At 62.3% G+C, this 18,940-nt stretch carries 17 protein-coding genes; 8 read left to right on the top strand and 9 right to left on the bottom strand.

What is annotated here, in order from left to right; translation table 11 throughout:
- Positions 1-155: 155 nt before the first annotated feature.
- Genes NW844_RS03330 through tatC form a run of 3 tightly spaced genes read right to left on the bottom strand, consistent with a single transcriptional unit; the run spans position 156 to position 2,901 of the window.
- Positions 156-1,496 (bottom strand): NAD(P)/FAD-dependent oxidoreductase, encoded by a 1,341-nt coding sequence (locus NW844_RS03330; RefSeq protein WP_414333463.1) that lies wholly within the window; start codon positions 1,494-1,496, stop codon positions 156-158.
- Between the two features lie 21 nt (positions 1,497-1,517).
- Positions 1,518-2,129 carry a nucleotidyltransferase family protein gene (locus NW844_RS03325; RefSeq protein ID WP_414333461.1) on the bottom strand — a complete coding sequence of 204 codons (612 nt, stop codon included), beginning with the start codon at positions 2,127-2,129 and terminating at the stop codon, positions 1,518-1,520.
- On the bottom strand, positions 2,119-2,901 hold the full coding sequence (gene tatC, locus NW844_RS03320) for a twin-arginine translocase subunit TatC (protein WP_414333459.1): 783 nt from the start codon (positions 2,899-2,901) through the stop codon (positions 2,119-2,121). Before tatC ends, NW844_RS03325 begins: the two co-directional genes overlap by 11 nt.
- A 257-nt stretch (positions 2,902-3,158) precedes the next feature.
- On the opposite strand from tatC, the gene secD reads away from it, so the two are divergent.
- Positions 3,159-4,505, top strand: a complete 1,347-nt coding sequence (gene secD, locus NW844_RS03315; protein WP_414333457.1) for a protein translocase subunit SecD — start codon at positions 3,159-3,161, stop codon at positions 4,503-4,505.
- Positions 4,502-5,497 (top strand): protein translocase subunit SecF, encoded by a 996-nt coding sequence (secF, locus tag NW844_RS03310; RefSeq protein ID WP_414333455.1) that lies wholly within the window; start codon positions 4,502-4,504, stop codon positions 5,495-5,497. The genes secD and secF overlap by 4 nt, the downstream gene beginning before the upstream one ends.
- Positions 5,498-5,512: 15 nt before the next feature.
- Here the strand turns inward: secF and NW844_RS03305 are convergent, their stop codons facing one another.
- A complete protein-coding gene (locus NW844_RS03305) occupies positions 5,513-7,441 on the bottom strand; it encodes an FAD-dependent oxidoreductase (RefSeq protein ID WP_414333454.1) in 1,929 nt (642 codons plus the stop codon).
- 182 nt (positions 7,442-7,623) lie between these two features.
- On the opposite strand from NW844_RS03305, the gene NW844_RS03300 reads away from it, so the two are divergent.
- On the top strand, positions 7,624-8,835 hold the full coding sequence (locus tag NW844_RS03300; protein WP_414333452.1) for an argininosuccinate synthase: 1,212 nt from the start codon (positions 7,624-7,626) through the stop codon (positions 8,833-8,835).
- Positions 8,836-8,913: 78 nt separating this feature from the next.
- On the opposite strand, the gene ahcY is transcribed toward NW844_RS03300, so the two are convergent.
- Positions 8,914-10,194, bottom strand: coding sequence for an adenosylhomocysteinase (ahcY, locus tag NW844_RS03295; protein ID WP_414333450.1), 1,281 nt, complete (start codon positions 10,192-10,194; stop codon positions 8,914-8,916).
- 110 nt (positions 10,195-10,304) lie between these two features.
- On the opposite strand from ahcY, the gene ruvX reads away from it, so the two are divergent.
- Complete coding sequence (ruvX, locus tag NW844_RS03290; RefSeq protein WP_414333448.1) at positions 10,305-10,817, top strand: Holliday junction resolvase RuvX; 513 nt, start codon at positions 10,305-10,307, stop codon at positions 10,815-10,817.
- 138 nt (positions 10,818-10,955) lie between these two features.
- Positions 10,956-12,173: an NAD(P)/FAD-dependent oxidoreductase gene (locus NW844_RS03285; RefSeq protein ID WP_414333446.1), complete on the top strand. Its 1,218-nt coding sequence runs from the start codon at positions 10,956-10,958 to the stop codon at positions 12,171-12,173.
- Here the strand turns inward: NW844_RS03285 and proC are convergent.
- From proC to speB, 4 genes are all read right to left on the bottom strand, one after another.
- Positions 12,159-12,962, bottom strand: a complete 804-nt coding sequence (gene proC / locus NW844_RS03280; protein WP_414333444.1) for a pyrroline-5-carboxylate reductase — start codon at positions 12,960-12,962, stop codon at positions 12,159-12,161. The two genes, NW844_RS03285 and proC, sit on opposite strands and share 15 nt — an antisense overlap.
- Positions 12,963-12,967: 5 nt before the next feature.
- Complete coding sequence (locus tag NW844_RS03275; protein WP_414333495.1) at positions 12,968-13,537, bottom strand: cell division protein SepF; 570 nt, start codon at positions 13,535-13,537, stop codon at positions 12,968-12,970.
- 571 nt (positions 13,538-14,108) lie between these two features.
- Positions 14,109-14,831 (bottom strand): YggS family pyridoxal phosphate-dependent enzyme, encoded by a 723-nt coding sequence (locus tag NW844_RS03270; protein WP_414333442.1) that lies wholly within the window; start codon positions 14,829-14,831, stop codon positions 14,109-14,111.
- A gap of 147 nt (positions 14,832-14,978) precedes the next feature.
- Positions 14,979-15,884 (bottom strand): agmatinase, encoded by a 906-nt coding sequence (gene speB, locus NW844_RS03265; protein ID WP_414333441.1) that lies wholly within the window; start codon positions 15,882-15,884, stop codon positions 14,979-14,981.
- Between the two features lie 186 nt (positions 15,885-16,070).
- On the opposite strand from speB, the gene NW844_RS03260 reads away from it, so the two are divergent.
- From NW844_RS03260 to NW844_RS03250, 3 genes are all read left to right on the top strand, one after another.
- Positions 16,071-16,823, top strand: a complete 753-nt coding sequence (locus tag NW844_RS03260; RefSeq protein WP_414333439.1) for a DUF561 domain-containing protein — start codon at positions 16,071-16,073, stop codon at positions 16,821-16,823.
- 175 nt (positions 16,824-16,998) lie between these two features.
- Positions 16,999-17,733, top strand: a complete 735-nt coding sequence (gene rph, locus NW844_RS03255) for a ribonuclease PH (RefSeq protein WP_414333437.1) — start codon at positions 16,999-17,001, stop codon at positions 17,731-17,733.
- A gap of 91 nt (positions 17,734-17,824) precedes the next feature.
- Positions 17,825-18,940: response regulator (locus tag NW844_RS03250; RefSeq protein WP_414333436.1), on the top strand; the 1,116-nt coding region annotated here is incomplete at its 3' end.

The following is an 18,940-nucleotide window of genomic DNA, read 5'->3' as shown; positions in this document are numbered from 1 at the left end:
AGAGAAGAGGGATCTGGAGCAGGCCGACGGCAAGACGGGAACAGCACTGGGTACCTCAGGAGCGACGACAAGCGATATTTTTCTGCCCAAACTACGACTAGGCTAAGGCAGGACTGCTCCACCGAACAGAGGGATCCCCCGCACACTTGGCGGAGCTAACCATCCGTCAACTGCCACCAGAGATACCCCAGCCGCAGGTAGTGAAGCCGCAGCCAGGGCAAAGGGAAAACGCGAGGCGGCTGGCGAAACAGAGCGCTGATGGGGGGCCGGCTGCCGGCGATCTCCTGGGCCAGCATTTTGCCCGCCCACACTGCTGTGGCCACGCCGCTGCCATGGTAGGCCAGGCCATACCACAAGCTGGGATCCGTCGGCGAAGGGCCAATATGGGGGTGAAGCTGCCGCGAAAGGCAGACCAGGCCGTTCCAAGCGTACTCGATCTCCACCCCCTCCCAGGTGGGAAAGAGGCGGTAGAGCTGCCGAGTCATCCAAGCCTGCAGGCGCTGTCGTTCTGCCGGAGTATTGCGGGTGCCGCCGCGCCCCCCAAACAGCAGGCGCCCGTCCGGCAGAAGACGGTAATAGAACAGCAGCCGCCGCGTGTCGTAAACCGGGGTCGGATCCCACCACCCCTGCGCTTTTTGCTCCGCAGGCGTCAGAGGGCGGGTGACCAGGATGTTGGACAGCACCGGCAACAGGGATCCCGCCAGTTGGGGGTACAAGGTCTCTGGGGTGTAGCCGTTGGTGGCGATGACCAGGTGCCGGGCCCGCACCGTTCCCCCTGGCGTGTGGCAAAGGTGCTGGGATCCCACCTTTTCCCAGGCGATGACCGGGCTGGCGCTGTGCAGTTGCGCTCCCCACCTGTGGGCCGCTTGGGCCAGCCCTTGGGTGAGCTTAAGGGGGTTGAGGCCAAACCCCACCCCGATGTGGAGAGCACCATAGTTCTCTTGGCTGTCAAAGCCCCGTTCCCGCAGCTCTTTGGGGCTGAGGAGCTGGGCCGGGTAGCCTGCCACCTGAGTACAGATCTGGTATTCGGCCTCCAATTCCGGCCAGGCCTGTGGACGATGGGCCACCGCGTAGCAGCCTTGTCCCTGCACTTCCAGCGAGAAGCCCTCGACGGCGGCCAGCTCCTGCACCGTCTCCACCGCCTGCCATTGATCCCGGTAGTAGCGCTCCGTCTCCGCCAGGCCCACCCGCCGCACCATCTGGGCATGGGTGAGATGGCTCGCCCCCACCCCGCAAAAGCCGCCGTTGCGCCCTGAGGCCCCCCACCCCAGGGATCCCGCTTCCAACAGGCAGGCGGAAATGCCGTGGTCGCGGGCCAGGTGCAGAGCCGTCGATAGGCCCGTCAATCCGCCCCCCACAATGACCACCTCGGCGCCCACCTGCCCCAGCAAAGGAGCCGGATGCCGCCAACCGGCATTCTCTATCGTGCTGTCCCAGTAGCTGCCGACCGGACAAGCAGGATCGTAGGTGCTGGCAGGATAAAGGGCTTTTCTCATGCGAACAAGAAAGAGAATATCCTACTGGGCAACGCTGTCGCGACCGCCAGCGGCAGCTTCCACGTCGGCAGGAGTGTTGCACTCCAAGAAGATCTCGGGGGTATAGAGCTCCACCTCCTGTACCCGTTTACCCAGATCCTGCAACAACCGGCGCAGGCCCAGGGTTTCCTCTCGGAGACACAGCAACTCTTCCCGCAAGCGCCCGTCGATCAGGGCGGGGTGTCCTCGTCGTCCTCGATGCACCGGCACCGTCGCCCAAGCGCGATGGCGCAGATGGTACTCCAGCAAGCTGTGGTAGATCCAGGCCGGACGGGGCTGATCCACCCCCGAAATGGCCAACACGCGAAAATCGGCAGGGATCCCTTCCACCCCCACCCGAATAGAGTGGGTCTTGCCCAGCTCAGGAGCCGGATTGATCAGCACCTCTGCCCCCGCCAAGTGAACTTGGGCCGCCGCCAGATGCTGGGATCCCAGCACCACCCAAGGTTGAAACCCTGCCTGTCGCCACTGAAAAATCTGGTAAGAAAGCAGGGTTTGCCCATCTTTCCAGGGCACCAGGGCTTTCGGTTCTCCCATCCGCGTGGAAAACCCAGCCGCCAGGATCAGCGCATGCAGCTTCAGGTCATTTGCCAAGGATCTTCACCAGCAGAATGCCAAACAAGTATAGAAACGTCACCGCCCCGGCCAAGAGGCTCTGGGTGAGGGGATCCGTGGAAGGGGTGAGAATGGCCCCTGCCACCACCGAGCCCAGAACCACGTAACGCCAGCCCTTGAGCATTTGCTCAGCACTCACCAGCCCCAACCCCCCCAGCAGCGCCTGCAAAATCGGCACCTGAAAGGCCAAGCCGGTGCTGAACAACAGCAGCAGCACAAACTCAAAGTAGCGGTCGATGGACCAGGCCTGATCCACCACCCCTTCGCCATAGCGAATGAAAAAGTTAAGTGCCGCCGGAATGAGGAGATAGTAAGCAAAGACCAAGCCAGCCACAAAGAGAAGGCTCGATCCCAGCACCACCGGCCCCAGCAGCTTGCGCTCCTTCACGCTCAGCCCCGGCAAGACGAAGCGGGCAATTTGGTAGAGCAAAAAGGGCGTGGCCAACAGCAACCCCGAATAGGCCGCCACCTTCATGGAGACGAAGAAATACTCCCCCGGCGCCAGTTGCAAAAAGGTCACCCCCCGCGCCGGCACCTCCAGCAGGGCGACAATGCGGTTCACCACCAGAAAGCAAGCAATGATGCAGATCGCCACCGCGATCACGCTGGCCAACAGGCGGCTGCGCAGCTCCTCCAAGTGCTCCATCAAGGTCATCTCGACCTCGTAGGGAAACTCCGGATCCGGCACCCGCTCAGAGTCAGGGGTTACCGTGGCTTGGGGCGAGGGCTCGGTCTCAGAGACAAGGGTCATGGGCCAAGGCGTAACGAAACATTCCCCGCTATCTTAGCTCTGCCCCGTCCTCGGGGAAAAGCGCCTGCCGAGAGCTCGGTCAAGGCCTGTAGAGATGGGTTGAACTGCCAGGACAGACATGATGAGCTCCTCCCCGGCTCAGGGGCTGGGGAACATCCCTCTCCAGCCGGGGATCCCGTGTGCGATAGGATCAAAAAGTGCCGAAATCCTGAGGGCCTCGGATCGAGTGCGCCCGTATTCCTCACTTTTTCAGCAGTATGGCCAGATCTCCAGCTTTGTGGCTCAGTCGCCTCGCTTTTCTGCGAGGGCTGATCTTTATCTTGGCAGTGGTGGCTGCCCTCGTCTATCTGGGCTTTAGCCGCGAAGTTCGCCTCGGCCTTGACCTCAAAGGAGGGACGCAGCTCACCCTGCAGGCTTTGCCTACGGAAGAGGTACCCGAGATCACCTCTGAGGTGATGCAGGGGGTGGAGGCGGTGATCCAGCAGCGGATCAACGGCCTGGGGGTGGCCGAGCCTCTGGTGCAGATCAGCGGCCAAGACCGCCTGTTCGTGCAACTGCCGGGGGTGGCGGATCCGGATCGGGCTGTTGCTCTTTTGGGCGATACGGCCCAGTTGGAGTTTCGCAAGGGCTTGGTGCCGGTCAGCGCCCTGCCCCGCAACGAGCGGGGGGAGATAACGGCGGGGGAGGATCCCGACGCCCTGTTTGAACGGGTCGGCCTGACAGGGGATCTGCTGCGCAACGCCTATCCCCAAGCCCCTCGTCGCGGATCCCAGAGCTGGGAAGTGCTGTTGGAGTTCAAGCCAGAAGGGGCAGAAAAGTTTACTCAGCTCACCCGAGAGTTGGCCGGAACAGGGCGTCCGCTTGGCATTTTTCTCGACGACGTGCTGATCAGCGCCCCCATCGTGGGGCCGGAGTTTGCCCGCACCGGCATTACCGGCGGAACAGCGGTGATCACGGGCAATTTCACGGTGGAAACCGCCACCGATCTAGCGGTGAAGCTCAAGGCGGGAGCGCTGCCGGTTCCCATTCGCGTCATTGAAAACCGCACCGTCGGGGCCACGTTGGGGGAAGAGAGCGTGCGCCGCAGCCTCTATGCCGGCATTGGCGGCCTGGTGCTGGTTTTTGTCTTTATGGTGGCCTACTACCGCCTGCCGGGGCTCATTGCCGACCTCGCTCTTCTCATCTACGCCCTCTGTACGTTTGCTCTGTTCCAACTGCTGGGGGTGACCATGACCCTGCCAGGGATCGCCGGCTTTATCCTCAGCATCGGCATGGCGGTGGATGCCAACGTGCTGATCTTCGAGCGCATCAAGGAGGAGCTGCGGGCGGGCAAGTCCATCTATAAGTCCATCTCGGAAGGGTTTAATCGCGCCTTCAGCAGCATCCTCGACAGCAACGTCACCACCCTTTTGGTCTGTGGCGTACTTTTCTGGCTGGGGATGGGGCTGGTGAAAGGCTTTGCCGTCACCTTGGCCATTGGCATTCTGGTAAGCTTTTTCACGGCCATCACCTGCACCCGCACCCTGCTGCTGGCGGCAATGGGGATCCCTGCCCTGCGCAAACCTGAGTTTTACGGCGTTCGCATGGAGGCGGCTCAATCATGACGGCGCAAGAGTTATCCCCCCCCGATCCGGCGGTGGGATCCCGGCGGTTGCTTGACTACCGCTTCGACATCGTCGGGCGCAGCAAGCTTTGGTTTACCCTTTCCCTGGCGGTGTTGCTGGTGGGGCTGGTCAGCATGGCCTTTTCTCTGGCCTCTCTAGGGACACCGCTGCGGCTGGGGCTGGATTTTGCCGGCGGCACCTTGCTGGATCTGCGTTTTGAGCGGCCTGTCACCACCGAAGAGCTGCGGCGGGCGCTGCAGGAACACAACCTGGGCAGCAGCATCATCCAACTGGACACCCAGACCAGTCAGGAAGCCTTGATCCGCATGCCCCCTTTGACTGAGCAGGAGCGCCTAGCGGTAGAGGAGACGCTGCGGCAACAGGTAGGCCCTTTTGAGCGCAACCTAGTGGAGACGGTAGGCCCGACGGTGGGGCGCTTGCTCTTGCGTTCCGGCCTCGTGGCTGTGCTCATCTCTTTTGGGCTCATTGTGGTGTATCTGGCCCTGCGCTTCCAGTGGGATTACGCGGTGTTTGCCATTGTGGCCTTGCTGCACGATGTGGTGCTGACAACAGGTCTGTTTGCCCTTTTGGGCCTAACGGTGGGCATGGAGGTGGACAGCCTGTTTGTGGTGGCGCTGCTAACCATCATTGGTTTTTCCGTCAACGACACGGTGGTTATCTACGACCGCATCCGGGAAAATCTGCGTCTGGTCAGCCGCAAGGTCAGCTTTGCCGAGGTGGTGAACCTATCTCTAAACCAGACTTTTGCCCGCTCTTTGAATACCACCCTGACAACGATGCTGCCCCTGGTGGCCATTGCCATTTTTGGGGGAGCCACCCTGAAGGGGTTTGCCATCGCTCTGCTCATTGGCTTTAGCTTGGGGGTCTATTCCAGCATCTTCATCGCCAGCCCTCTGCTGGTGTGGTGGCGGCAGCGGCGCTATGGCGGAAAAGGGGATCCCGAGGCGCTGCCTTCCGGCGCAGAGGGGTAGGGCGGCGGCAACTGCCTACCAGTGCAGCCGCTGTCCATGGGCAACCAGGTAGCGCTGCAAGTCGGCCATCTTGCCCTGCGGCACAATCTGGGCCGGGATCAAGCCGGGATCCTGGCTGTGCAACCAGGCTACGATGAGCCCCGCTGCCGAGCCGATGGTCCACTCGCCGTAATGGGTGCGGGTGGCGGCGTTGACGATGTGGCTGACGGCGATCCCTTTGCCGCCGATGAGCAGGTTATCCACTTTCTGGGGGATCAGGGCCTCTAGGGGGATGACGATGGGGCGGACGGAAAACTCGTTGACGGGCGCCGAGCTGGCCGACAGGGAAGGCTCCCAGTTGCGGTAGCGACAGCCGTGCATGTCGATGGCGTAGTGAGTCACCCCTACAGCGGTGGGGCTAAAGTCCCGTCCCCCGCTGGTGCCGACGCGGATGTCTTGCTCCAGCATCTGGAATTCCGCCTGGCCGTAGGCAGCTCGCCCCAGGATGCGCCGCCCCTCCCGGATGTAGGGGTAGAGGCTGAGGCCGGAGCGGGTGCCCAGCAAAGAGTCCTCGGCAAACACCAACGAGAGGGGATAGCCGGCGCGGGCTTGGGTTTCCATCAGCCACTCGGCAAAGAGCAGGGCGTGGTTTTCTCCATCTTTGAGGGCGGAGACGTCCAGCCCCCCCAGCCAGTTGTGGCGCTGCCCTGAGGCCACCAGCCGCTCTTCTGTCAGGATTAGGGGCGGGTTCATGATCCCCCAGTCGTTGCCGCGGTTCCAGTTCACCAGCGTCAGGTCGCCCGGCACCGGTGTGCTGTGGAAGGGATCCGTGCGGCCTTTGCTGACGATGCGGCGGTAGTTGAAAAAGCTCTGGCCGCTGAAGGTGGGAAACCCCTCCAGGTCGAACTGGCGGCGGTGCTCGGCGCGGGAGTAGCCCGGCTGCAACTGGGCCAGCTCGGCGCGGGAGCGCCCGCCATCGTCGTGGATGGCCAGCACGAAAGGAAAAGTGAAGGCCTGGGTGCACTCCGGGTTGCTGGCCGGGGCGGCATTGGGCTCCCCCGTCAGATCTCGCCCTTCTGAGCCCAGCCGGTAGGGGATCCCCGCCCAGCCCACCAGCTCGCCGGTGTCGGTGGCGTCGATAACAAACAGGTTGCGGCCCGGTGGCGCCTGCAGCCGCAGCACCCGCTTGGCAAACACTTCCGTCTCCTGCCAGCCATACCAGCTCACCAATTCCCGCCACAGCCGCCCTGGCGGCACAAAATTGGGATCCCGCGGCTGCCGCTGCACGGCGTAGAGGCTCTCGATGCGGGAGCCGTCAGCGCTGAAGGTGGCCCCCTTAAAAGCGGTCTGGGTGGCCCAGCGACTCTGGGGAGCAGACTGAGCCGCCTGCCGCAGCCAGGTTTCCACCGCCTGCAGACCCGCCTGGGGCGGAAAACACAGCCCCCCTACCCAGCAACTGTTGATCTTGGTCACGCGGGTTCCCGGCGGGATCCCTGTCCAGGCGGGCAGATGCAGCGGCTGGCTTTCGATGAGGGCCTTAAACTCCAGCCAGTGGCGGGAAAAATTGCCCCGCTGCCGCATGGGGAGGGACTCGTCGATGGCCGATACCCCCTGCGAGGTGATCTGCCCCCCCAGCCAGGGGGTGAGCTCGATGAGACAGGTTTGCACACCCCCCCGCATGGCTTGGCCTGCAGCCGCCACGCCCCCCAGGGATCCGCCCACCACCACCAGCTCGCACTCCCAGATCTCGTCCGGCTGCGGCAAGGGATCCAGCAGCGGCCAGCCGTGGGCCGTAAAACGGGGCGGCTCCGGCTCTGGAGCGGCGACGGGCGATCCCCCTTCCGGCTGGGAGAGGGCGGCGAACCCCATCCCCGCCACGAAGCCCAGCAGAGACAGGATCCCCAACCCCAGCACTCGTTGGCGCCTGAGTCTTTGCTGTGCTGCCGGGATCCTCTTGCCGGCCATACTCACCTGACCTCACACCCCAATTTGCGCCGGCAACCTTTTGGACAGCGATCCAAGGCCCGGGAGAAATCCCTTTGAGAATAGCCGACAAAGCTGCCTCTAGGGTCAGGCCGAGTAACTAAGATCCGAGCAACAAGGCATAATGGGCTAGCAACTTTTTTCCAGCAGGGATCCGCAGCAGCATGGGACGGGCAAAGAAAGTGGTATTAGCCTATTCGGGCGGCGTCGATACTTCCGTCTGCATCCCCTATCTCAAGCACGAGTGGGGAGTGGAATCGGTAGTCACCCTGGCGGTGGACTTGGGTCAGGGGGCGGAGCTGGAGGCCATCCAAGCCAAGGCGCTGAGGGCCGGGGCGGAGCAATCCCTGGTGCGGGAGGCCGTCCAGATCCTGATTGCCGACTACGCCTTCCCCGCCATCCAGGCCAACGCCCTCTACGAGCAGCGCTACCCTCTCTCCACCGCCTTGGCCCGCCCCCTGATTGCCAAGCTGTTGGTGGAGGTGGCAGAAGAGGTGGGCGCCGACGCCGTGGCTCACGGCTGCACCGGCAAGGGCAACGACCAGGTGCGCTTCGACCTGGCCATCGCCGCCTTGAACCCCAAGCTCAAGGTGTTGGCCCCGGCCCGCGAGTGGGGCATGACCCGCGAGGAGACCATTGCCTACGGCGAGCGCTACGGGATCCCTATGCCGGTGCAAAAGTCCAGCCCCTACAGCATCGACCTCAACATCCTGGGCCGCAGCGTCGAAGCCGGGATCCTGGAAGACGCCGACCAAGAACCACCGGAGGAAGTCTACGCCCTCACCCGGCCTATTTCTCAAACCCCCGACGAGCCCGCCTATGTGGAGATCGCCTTTGAAGAGGGGATCCCGGTGGAGCTGGACGGGCAGCGCCTTGGCCCCAGAGCCCTCTTCGAGCGGCTCAACGCCTTAGCCGGCAGCCACGGTGTCGGTCGCATCGATATGATTGAAAACCGGCTGGTGGGGATCAAGTCGCGCGAGATCTACGAGTGTCCCGCCCTAACGGTGTTGATCCAGGCCCACCGCGAGCTGGAAAGCCTCACCCTCACCCGCGAGGTCATCCACTACAAGTACGGCATCGAGACCACCTACAGCCAATTGATCTACAACGGCCTTTGGTATTCGCCGCTGCGGGAGGCCCTGGACGCCTTCATCTGCACCACCCAAAAGAGTGTTACCGGCGTGGTGCGGATGCGCCTGCACAAGGGCCAGGCTGTCTGCGTGGGCCGCCGCTCTCCTTACTCCCTCTACAACGCGGAGCTGGCCACCTACGGGGAAGGGGATCAGTTCGACCACCGCGCTGCCGAAGGCTTCATCTACATCTGGGGTCTGCCCACCCGCGTCTGGGCCCAGGTGCACCGGGGCGGTGGTGCTTGAGCTCTACCGCCCCACCTGCCTGCTTGCGAGATGGCGCAGGTGGGCCAGGTTTTCCACCGCGGGGGTGAGGGGCTTTCTCTAGGTTCCTGCCGTCCAGGTGTTGCCGTACTCGATCTGCTCCGGGGTAAGGCTGTCAATTTGGATCCCCATGGCCTTGAGCTTGAGGCGGGCGATGGCCTCGTCGATCTCCGCAGGAATGGGGTGCAGCCCTGGCGCCAGCCGGCCACGGTTTTTCACCAGGTACTCGCAGGCCAGCGCTTGGTTGGCAAAGCTCATGTCCATGACGCTGGCGGGGTGGCCTTCGGCGGCAGCCAGGTTGATCAGCCGGCCCTCCCCCAGCACGAACACCGATTTGCCCGACTGGAGACGGTATTCTTCCACAAAGGGGCGCACGCTCTGCCGGGAAACCGTCCGCTCTTGCAAGGCCACCAGGTCGATCTCGATGTCGAAGTGGCCGGCGTTACAGACCATCGCCCCATCTTTCATCCGGTCGAAGTGCTCGCCGCGGATAACGTGCTTGTTGCCGGTGACGGTGATGAACAGATCCCCCAGAGGGGCGGCCTCGGCCATGGGCATAACCCGAAAGCCATCCATCACCGCCTCCAGAGCCCGCACCGGGTTGACCTCGGTCACGATGACCTGGGATCCCATGCCGCGGGCCCGCATCGCCACCCCCTTGGCGCACCAGCCGTAGCCGGCCACCACCACTGTTTTTCCGGCCAGGAGAATGTTGGTACAGCGCAGAATGCCGTCCAGGGTGGATTGGCCGGTGCCGTAGCGGTTGTCGAACAGGTGCTTGGTCTCGGCGTCGTTGACGGTCATCACCGGGAAGCTGAGCACCCCCGCCTTGAACATGGCCCGCAGGCGCACCAGGCCGGTGGTAGTCTCTTCCGTGGTGCCGATGATTTCCGACACCTGCTCCTGGCGATGCTGAACCAGCTCCGCCGTCACATCGCCGCCGTCGTCAATGATGAGATGGGGGCGGTGATCCAGGGCGATCTGGACATGGCGGCGGTAGGTCTCTACATCTTCCCCCTTGATGGCAAAGACCGAGATGCCGTAGTCGGCCACCAGGCTGGCGGCCACATCGTCTTGGGTGGAGAGGGGGTTGCTGGCGATGAGGACGCTATCGGCTCCCCCTGCCTGCAAGGCCAAGGCCAGATTGGCCGTCTCGGTGGTGACATGGCAGCAGGCCACCAGGCGCAGACCGGCCAGGGGTTTTTCTTGGGCAAAGCGCTCCCGGATCTGGGCCAGCACCGGCATCTCCCGCGCCGCCCATTGGATCCGTTGCTTGCCCAAGGAGCTGAGGCTGAGGTCTTTAACTTCGTGCTTGGGGAGAGACAGGGTGGCGCTGGTCATCGAGAAGGCTCCAAAAAGGGTCGTCGAAAAAGGATAGAGGTTCAGCCGAGCTACACGGCTAGAGACAGGGAGTTTCAGGCCGTTACAATGTCGGCAAGAGGGATAAACAGATGTCAACAGACCTGAACTATTCTGCCACAAGGGATCCCTTTTCAGCGCTGGGTCTGGACGTGGGCAACCGTCGCATCGGCGTGGCCGGCTCCGACGGGCTGGGGCTGCTGGCTACCGGCCTGGGGGTGATCCGGCGCCGTTCCCTGCCCGAAGACATTGCCCAAGTGCAGGAGTGGATCCGCCGCCGCCGGGCCACCGTGGTGGTGGTCGGGATCCCCCTTTTGGCAGATGGCTCGGTGGGATCCCAGGCCCGCAAGGTGCAGCGGTTTGTGCGCGCTTTGCAGGTGGCGGTGGATCTTCCCGTTATTACCGTCAACGAATACCTGAGCACCGTACAGGCGGAGTGGGATCTGCGCGAGGCCGGGATCCCGGCCAAGGCCCAGAAGGGTTTGATCGATCAACAGTCGGCGGCAGTGATTCTCCAAACTTGGCTGGACGAGCGACGGGCTTCTTTGTCGGAAGTGCCGGGCTGGCGGGGCTGGGGCAGCAAAGACTACGCTGGAGAGGTCTAGCCGGGCCAGTGCAAGTCAGCTCGAAGCATGAAGCATAAGGTGTGCCATCCCCGGTCGGCCCGCTGGCGTTGGCAGGGCCTATCTTTTAGGTCGGGGCTTGTCGCGCAATTTTGGTAATCTCAAGCTGAGCATCTGAGCATGAATCGCATTTGCATTCTTGGGGGCGGCTTTGGCGGGTTGTACACAGCTTTGGAACTGAGCCGGCAACCCTGGTCAGAGCCACCCCAAATTACCTTGGTCGATCGCCAGGAGCGGTTTGTCTTTGCTCCTTTGCTGTACGAGCTGCTCACCGGAGAAATGGAGGACTGGGAGGTGGCTCCCCGCTTCCAAGATCTGCTGCCCTCGGAGTCGGTGCAATTTCGCCGCGGCTCTGTCCAGGCCATTGACCTTCAAGCCCGCCGAGTGGGTCTGGAAGACGGGCAGAGCCTAGAATACGACGCGCTGGTGCTGGCGCTGGGGGGAGAAACCCCTTTGCAGAGCGTTCCGGGAGCGGCGGAGTTCGCTTTTCCCTTTCGCACCCTGGCCGATGCCCAACGGCTGCGGGCCTACCTGAAAACGTTGGAAGAGCGGGATCCGGCTCAGCCGATAACTCTGGCCATTGCCGGGGCGGGGGCAAGCGGCGTGGAACTGGCCTGCAAGCTGGCAGATCGGCTGGGATCGCGGGGACGGATCCGTCTTATTGAGGTGGGATCCCGGATTTTGTCGGGCTTTGCTTCTTCCAGCCGGGAGGCGGCCCAACTGGCGTTGGCCCAACGGCGGGTGCAGGTGGAGTTGCAAACCAAGGTTTTGGGCATCGAGGCTCTGGGCGAGAACGGCGCCCCCCCCTTCCGCCCACAATTGCAGCGGCTGGAGGCCCAGGAGACGGCTACGGATCTTGTGGATGCGGTGCTGTGGACCGTCGGAACCCGACCGGCAGCGGTGATCGCCAACTTGGATCTGCCCAAAAGTGAGCGGGGACGGCTGCAGGTTTTGCCCACCCTGCAAACTCCCCCCTTTCCAGAAGTGTTTGCCCTGGGAGACGTAGCGGCGGTGGTGGATGCCGAAGGCCAGCCGGTGCCCGCCACCGCCCAAGCAGCTTTTCAACAGGCCGGCTATTGCGCTTGGAACCTGTGGGCCTTGCTCACGCAGGAGCGGCCCCTGCTGCCGTTCCGCTACTTTTCTCTGGGGGAAATGCTCAGCTTGGGGACGGATACGGCGGTGCTTTCCGCCCTCGGCGGCCTCACCCTGAGCGGCCCCCTGGGCTATTTGGCCCGACGAGCCATCTACCTGGTGCGTCTACCTACCCTGGAGCACCAGCTCAAGGTGGGATGGAACTGGATCACCCGCCCGCTCTGGCAGGCCCTAGGAGCCCTGTAGCTGGCGGGAGCGCTCGTAGGCTGCCCGCACTGCCCGCATCAAGGCCCCTCGCACCCCCGCCTCTTCCAGGACTTGGATCCCGGCGATGGTCGTTCCCCCTGGGCTGGTCACTTGATCCTTGAGAAGAGCGGGGTGGAGCTTCTCGTGCTGTAAAAGGGCAGCCGTGCCCGCCAAGGTCTGCATCGCCAGTTGGGTGGCGAGGGGACGCGGCAGCCCCACCCCCACCCCCCCGTCGATCAGCGCTTCCAGGATCACCGCCAAATACCCCGGCCCCGATCCCGACAGGGCCGTCACCGCATCCATTTGGCTTTCGGCCACCGTCACCACCTGGCCTACAGCCCGAAACAACCTTTCCACCTGCTCCTTCTGATCAGGCGTCACTCCTGGCCCGTAGCAGATAGCCGTGATCCCTGCTCCCACCAGCGCCGGCGTGTTGGGCATGGTGCGCACCACCCTCTGCTGGGGAAAAGCCTGCTGCAACTGCTGCAAAGGGATCCCGGCCATAATCGAGATCACCAACTGCGCGGCGGACGGCTGGCCCATCTCAGCCACCACCTGCGGGAAAACCTGGGGCTTGACGGCCAAAAATACAATCTCAGACTCTCCCGCCTGAGATAGATCCGCCAACAGCCGAATGCCCAGCTCCTGCTGTAGGGTCTTGGCCTTGTCCGGGTCGGGCTCCCGCAAAGCCACCTGAGCTGCAGGATAAAGCCCCGCAGTCACCCAACGCCGCAGCAGGGCGGATCCCATGGCTCCCCCCCCGATCACACTCAGCAGCGGTCGCTCCATACTGGCTAGTGCTGGCCCACCGCCTGCAAATGTTCATAGCTGCTGGGCCAGAGAGGGGCAGGGCTGTGCAAGGGACGCTGCAGCGGCTGCACCCCTTGGCTACTGGGGGTGGAGACCGTCACCGTGCTGGGGGTGAACAAAAAAATATTTTCGCCAATGCGCTCCTGGTGGCCATCGATGGCGTAGGTGCCACCGGCAACAAAATCCACCGAGCGCTGTGCTTCGGCGGGATCCATCAGGGTCAAGTTCATGATCACCGTCTTGCGCTCCCGCAGGTACTGGATGACTTGAGCCATCTCGTCAAAGCTGCGCGGCTCCAGCACCACCACTTCGCTGGTGGGTGGGTTGACGCCCGGTAATCCAATTACGTTGCTCCCCATACTGCCCCCTGCTAAGCGATCCCGATGTTGACTGCGCCGATGGCCCCGCGACTCTTCTCGACCGACAGACCCTTCCCCGGCTTCCGCTCCCCGTTGTCGACGTCCGCGTGGAAGGGCACTGGCTTCCTGCTCTTCAGGAGCCGGTTGGGAACGGCGTCCCTCGTAGAGCACTTGGTAATCATCCTGCCCTTCCATCTCAGGGTACTCTTCCAGGCCGTCCACGGGATCATTCAGGCCCACAAAATCTCTTACCCTGCTCCAGATTCCATTGACATTCATCGTCCACATCCTCACTACAGGTCATGGTTTGCGGCAAGCGCAGGATTCAGGCTCTTGATTGGATCTTGAGTAGCCCAGTCAAGCCAAAGGGCATCTCCAATCTTTATTTTTAGTTAAAGTTTTTCAAAAGGCCGAGACAGGGTTTGCTCGAGAAGCTGCCGAGGCAGGTTAAAAAACCCATGGGCCCGACGAGTCGAGTTTACCCAGAAGAAGTGAAGATGTCATCCCACTTGTCCAGCCACTGCTTTGGCCAGAGTCTACTGCGCTCCTTGTCCAGCTTGAACACGTGTTAACGGGAGTGACGCAAATGATTACAAGTTTCCCTAAAATTTCCCCGACAGGGTAAATTTTGGGCGGGATTGCCCTGTTTTTGCCCGATTCAGGCCGAACTCCAACCCAGAGCGTGCCCTGCAGGGCAACTCCGGAGTTGCGCGGCTTTACACAAAATTTAATCACAATTTAACGGCTTCATAGAGACTCCATCTATCTATTTCCGTTCGGCATCGGCGAACAAAGCGCGCCCCAGCCGGATTAGGTTGGAGCCTGCGGCCACCGCCAGGGGGTAATCGTCGGACATGCCCATGGAGAGGGTGTGCAACTGCAGATGCTCGTAGCCGCTGCGCTGGATGTGATCCGCCAGCTCGGCCAGCTTGCGAAACAGCTCTAGGGCTGCCTCTGAGCTCAAGCCCAAAGGCAAAATGGTCATCAGGCCCACAATTTGCACCTGCAGCAGTTGGTTCAGTTGCGGCAGGCTTTGCAACAGATCGGGGATGAGCCAGCCGAATTTATTGGGATCCGGGGCCAATTTCACCTGCAAGCAGAGCTTGGGGGTAAGGTGCAGCTCCCAGGCTTTTTGGTTGATCAGCTTGGCCAGGCGCAGGCTATCGACGCTGTCAATCCAGGCAAATTGTCTGAGGGCCGGCTTTACCTTATTGGTCTGCAAATGCCCGATCAAGTGCCAGACAATATCGGTCAGATCCTGCAGTTGCGCCTGTTTGGCGGCTGCCTCTTGCACTCGGCTTTCGCCAAAGTGGCGGATCCCGGCTCGATAGGCGGCGCGGATGTGGTTGACGCTGTAGCCTTTGCTCACCGCCATGATCTCCACATGGCCTGGGATCCGGGCGCGGATGGCCTGAATGCGGCTGTGGATGAGCTCTTCGTCAACGGGGGGCGGCGACGCTTCAAGGGAGCTGGAAGAAGGCGGAGACATGGCTAGGGCCACCTAGGAAGCTAGCAGAAGATCTCGACAGAGAGAGTCCAGTCCTCGTTTTGTCTGGATACTTCGAGATTGGAGCCGGTGCTCCAGCGGCCAGGTGGAAACAGGGGGAACCCAGCCATAGCCCAGTTCTTCTGGAGCCTAGCCCAAGGCCGCCGCCAGGATCTGATAGGCCAGCTTGGCGGCGGTGAAGGCGCTGCGGCGATCGGTTTCCCGTTCCCCGGTGACCGCCAGCTCCACCACATCGGCGCCGACGATTTGCCGCTGCTGCCCCAGGGCCCGGATCAGCTCTACGGTCTCCCACCAGCCCAAGCCGCCGGGTTCGGGGGTGCCCGTGGCCGGCACGACCGCAGGATCCAACCCGTCCACATCCACCGTCAGGTAAACCTGGGATCCCAGCGTGGCGATCACCTCGGGGATCCACTCCTGGGCTGGCTTGCCGTGCAGGCTGTGGGCAAAGAAGGTGTGCAAGCGGTGCTTGCGAATGGCCTGGCGGTCTTCGGCGCAGAGGGAGCGGATCCCCACTTGGGTGAGGCGGCCGCCCACTTGTTCCACCACGCGGGCCATGGCGGAAGCGTGGGAGTAGCGGGATCCCTCGTAGCTGTCTCTCAGGTCGCAGTGGGCATCGATCTGCAGCACGTGCAGTTCTGGGTAGTGGGGCAGGTGGGCGGCAATCAAGGGGCCAGTGATGGAGTGCTCCCCGCCAATGGAGAGCAGAAACCGCCCTGGCCTTACCCACTCGGCAGCGCGGCGCTGAATTGCGGCCATGGCCAACTCGTGGGCGTCCAGCCCCTCGAACTCCACTGGCGGCGCCGTCCAGTAGCGGGAGGTCTCTGCGGCAAAGTCGGGGTGGAGGGCCGGCTGGCAGTCTCTCACCTCGTCGTAGATCTCTACATAGGCAGAAGCCTGCAACAGCGCCTGAGGGCCTTTGGCCGTGCCTTTGCCGTAGGAGGTGGTGGCCTCGTAGGGGATAGGCAACACAATGGCTTGGGCCAGCTCCGGATCCGGCTCAGCCAGGCCCAAGAAGGGGAAAGGAGAGCGGTACATGGCAAGAGCAGAAGAGGGGATCCCTATTGTATTGAAAGATCTTGGGATAGCCCGCAAAGATTGGGGTAACCGGCCAAGGGCGGATCCCTTGTAGGATGGCAGCAAACCCTCTAGACTGAGCAAAGGTTGCCCTAGCCGATTTGCTTTCACTCCTCTTGTATCCCGTTTCAACAAGCTAACGAGCCTATGACCACAGCCTCTCAAGCTGCCCTTTTCGACGCCCTTGCCCGGCGCCGTGCCCTCAAGATCATCAGCGGCCTGCAAAACTTCGACCTGCAGTCGGTGCTGAAAGTCACCCGTGCCGCCCAGGAGGGAGGAGCCACTTGGGTGGACATCGCCGCCAGTCCCGAATTGGTGCAGCAGGTGCGCGCCCAGATCGAGCTGCCCATCTGCGTGTCGGCGGTGGAGCCGCAGCGATTGGCTGCCGCCGTCCAAGCGGGGGCCGACATGGCCGAAATCGGCAATTACGACAGCTTCTACCCTTCGGGCCGCATCTTCTCCGCTGCGGAAGTCCTGGAGCTCACTCGCCAAACCCGCTCTCTGCTGCCGCGCACGCTTTTGTCGGTTACCGTTCCCCACACGCTGCCTTTGGATCAGCAGGCGGAATTGGCCGAGAAACTGGAAGATCTGGGGGCCGATCTCATCCAAACCGAGGGCAGCACCAGTGCCGAGCCGGTTCACGGGGGATCCCTGGGCTTGATCGAGAAGGCTGCCCCCACCTTGGCCGCCGCCTATGAGATCAGCCGTGTGGTCTCGGTGCCTGTTATCTGCGCTTCCGGCCTCTCAACGGTAACGGTGCGCCTGGCCATCGCTGCCGGTGCCTCAGGTGTGGGGGTGGGCAAAGCTGTCAGCCGGCTCCAGGATGAAGTGGCCATGGTGGCCCAAGTGCGGGCGCTGGTAGAGGCCCTGGGAGACTCTCGGATCCCTGCCTTTGTCTAGGTTGATGCCTGACCGGTGAGAGTTAAACTGCTGGCGCCAGCTTGTGCTGGTGCATTTTTTTATCGCTTCCGTCCGCATCCGTTTCTCGCCGGCAGCCGAGTCATGCTCTGTATAGTTTCCAATCCCTGAGCCCAGACATGGTTGACAATGCGAGGGATCCCTTTTTGAACTGCCCATGAGCTGGCAACGCCCCGATGGCCGCACGGCTGCTCAATTGCGCCCGGTTTCCTTCCAGCGCCGCTTCACCCGCTATGCGCCCGGATCGGTGTTGGTGAAGTTTGGCGATACCCATGTCCTCTGCACCGCCAGTGTGGCGGAAGAAGTTCCCCCTTTTTTGCAGAATACCGGTCAAGGCTGGCTGACGGCGGAGTACCGCATGTTGCCCGGAGCCACCCCACAACGACAGCCACGGGAGATGTTGAAACCATCGGGCCGTACTGCCGAGATCCAACGCCTCATCGGACGCAGCCTGCGCGCCGCTCTGGATCTCCAGAAGCTGGGATCCCGCACCATTACCCTCGATGCCGATGTGTTGCAGGCCGATGGCGGAACTCGCACCGCCGCGATCACGGGGGGCTATGTGGCCCTGCACGACGCCGTCACTTGGCTATGCAAACAGGGGTTGCTGGATCCGGCTCAGGGATCGCCGCTGCGGCAGCAAGTGGCGGCCCTTTCGGTGGGAATTGTGCAGGGGGAAGTCCTCGTAGATTTGTGCTATGAGGAAGACAGCCAAGCCGAGGTAGACATGAACATTGTCATGAACGAGCAGGGATCCTTTATCGAGATTCAGGGCACTGCCGAAGCCGGCTGCTTCAGCCGACCGCAATTGTTGCAAATGGTGGAGATGGCCCAAGCCGGGATCCGAGAATTGCTGCAGGCGCAACAGCAAGCTCTCAATTGGGAACCGTAGCCAGCTTTGCAACGGCGACCCTTCAAGGCGTTGGTACAGCTTAGAACAAGGCCGGCAATTGGCCTGAAGAAGTTGGCCTGGAGAATGCCGCATGTCCCCTTTCGTATTCGGTTCGGAGGAACTTGCGCCCCTGCTCAGGCAGCAAGGCCGGCGGTTTACCACTGGCTACCTGCACCTTCACCTCAGAGGGCTGGATCCTGCCGAGGTCGCAGAACCCTGGGTACTGACTTATTACTACGGCAGGCTCCTCTTTTCTGCCGATCAACCCCTCAACACGCAAATCCTGCTGAAACGCCTATCTCGCTTCATCGCCCGCCTCAACTTGGAATGGTCGCAGCGGGCCATCTCGGTGGTGCAAGAGCGCCTGCTGAAGAACCGTTCCCTGCCCGAGCTGCTGGAGGCCATCACGCAGTTGGGCTTGCTCAAGCCAGGAGAGTTGGAAGATGCCCTGTGGCTCAACCTGCTCACCGATTTCGACCGCTACCTGTTTGAGCGGTCAGGCGCCTGCTACTTCGAAGTGCAGGAACGGGTCGCCCAAGAGGCCCCCATCGGCGGGTTTGAGTTGGAGCCTCTGTTGCAAGAAGCAGCCCGCCGCCACGATCGATGGGCAGATTTGAAGGTGGCCATTCCCACGATGCTGGCGATACCGGTGGTCAACTGGGAGCGGGTCAACCGCTATCGCATCACCGATGAGCAGCGACAGAAGCTCCACGCCCTCACCAAAGACGGCCAGTCGCTAGAGGTGATCGCCAAGAAGCTGTGTCGGGATCGTCTGGAGGTGGCCAATCTCTTTGCGGCCTGGGTCAAAAAAGGGCTGGTCAGCCTGCAAACACCCCAAGAGCTGCTGCAGACCAAGCCCCACAACCCGATAACCATCTTGGCGGTGGACGACAGCGTGGTCATGCAAGAGATCCTGCGGCAATATTTGTCCAACTATCGAGTGATTACAACAGGCAACCCCGCCGAGGTGCTCCCTCTGTTGTTTCAGCATCGGCCTCATCTGCTGTTGATGGACATCGCCATGCCGGGGATCGATGGCCTGGAGCTCTGCCGCATTGTGCGCAGCTTGGAAGAGTTTAAGTCCCTCCCCATCCTAATGGTTACCTCGCGCGATGGCCTGCTAGCTCGCATCCGCGGCAAATGGTCGGGAGCAACTGGCTACCTGACCAAACCCTTCAACGAAAGCCAGCTTAACGAAGAAGTGAGG

Origin of the sequence: Synechococcus sp. H55.2 (assembly GCF_047462495.1) — a bacterium.
In the GTDB taxonomy this organism is placed as follows: Bacteria; Cyanobacteriota; Cyanobacteriia; order Thermostichales; family Thermostichaceae; genus Thermostichus.
Note: the sequence above shows the minus strand (reverse complement) of the source record. Positions and strands in the feature narration are given on the sequence as shown.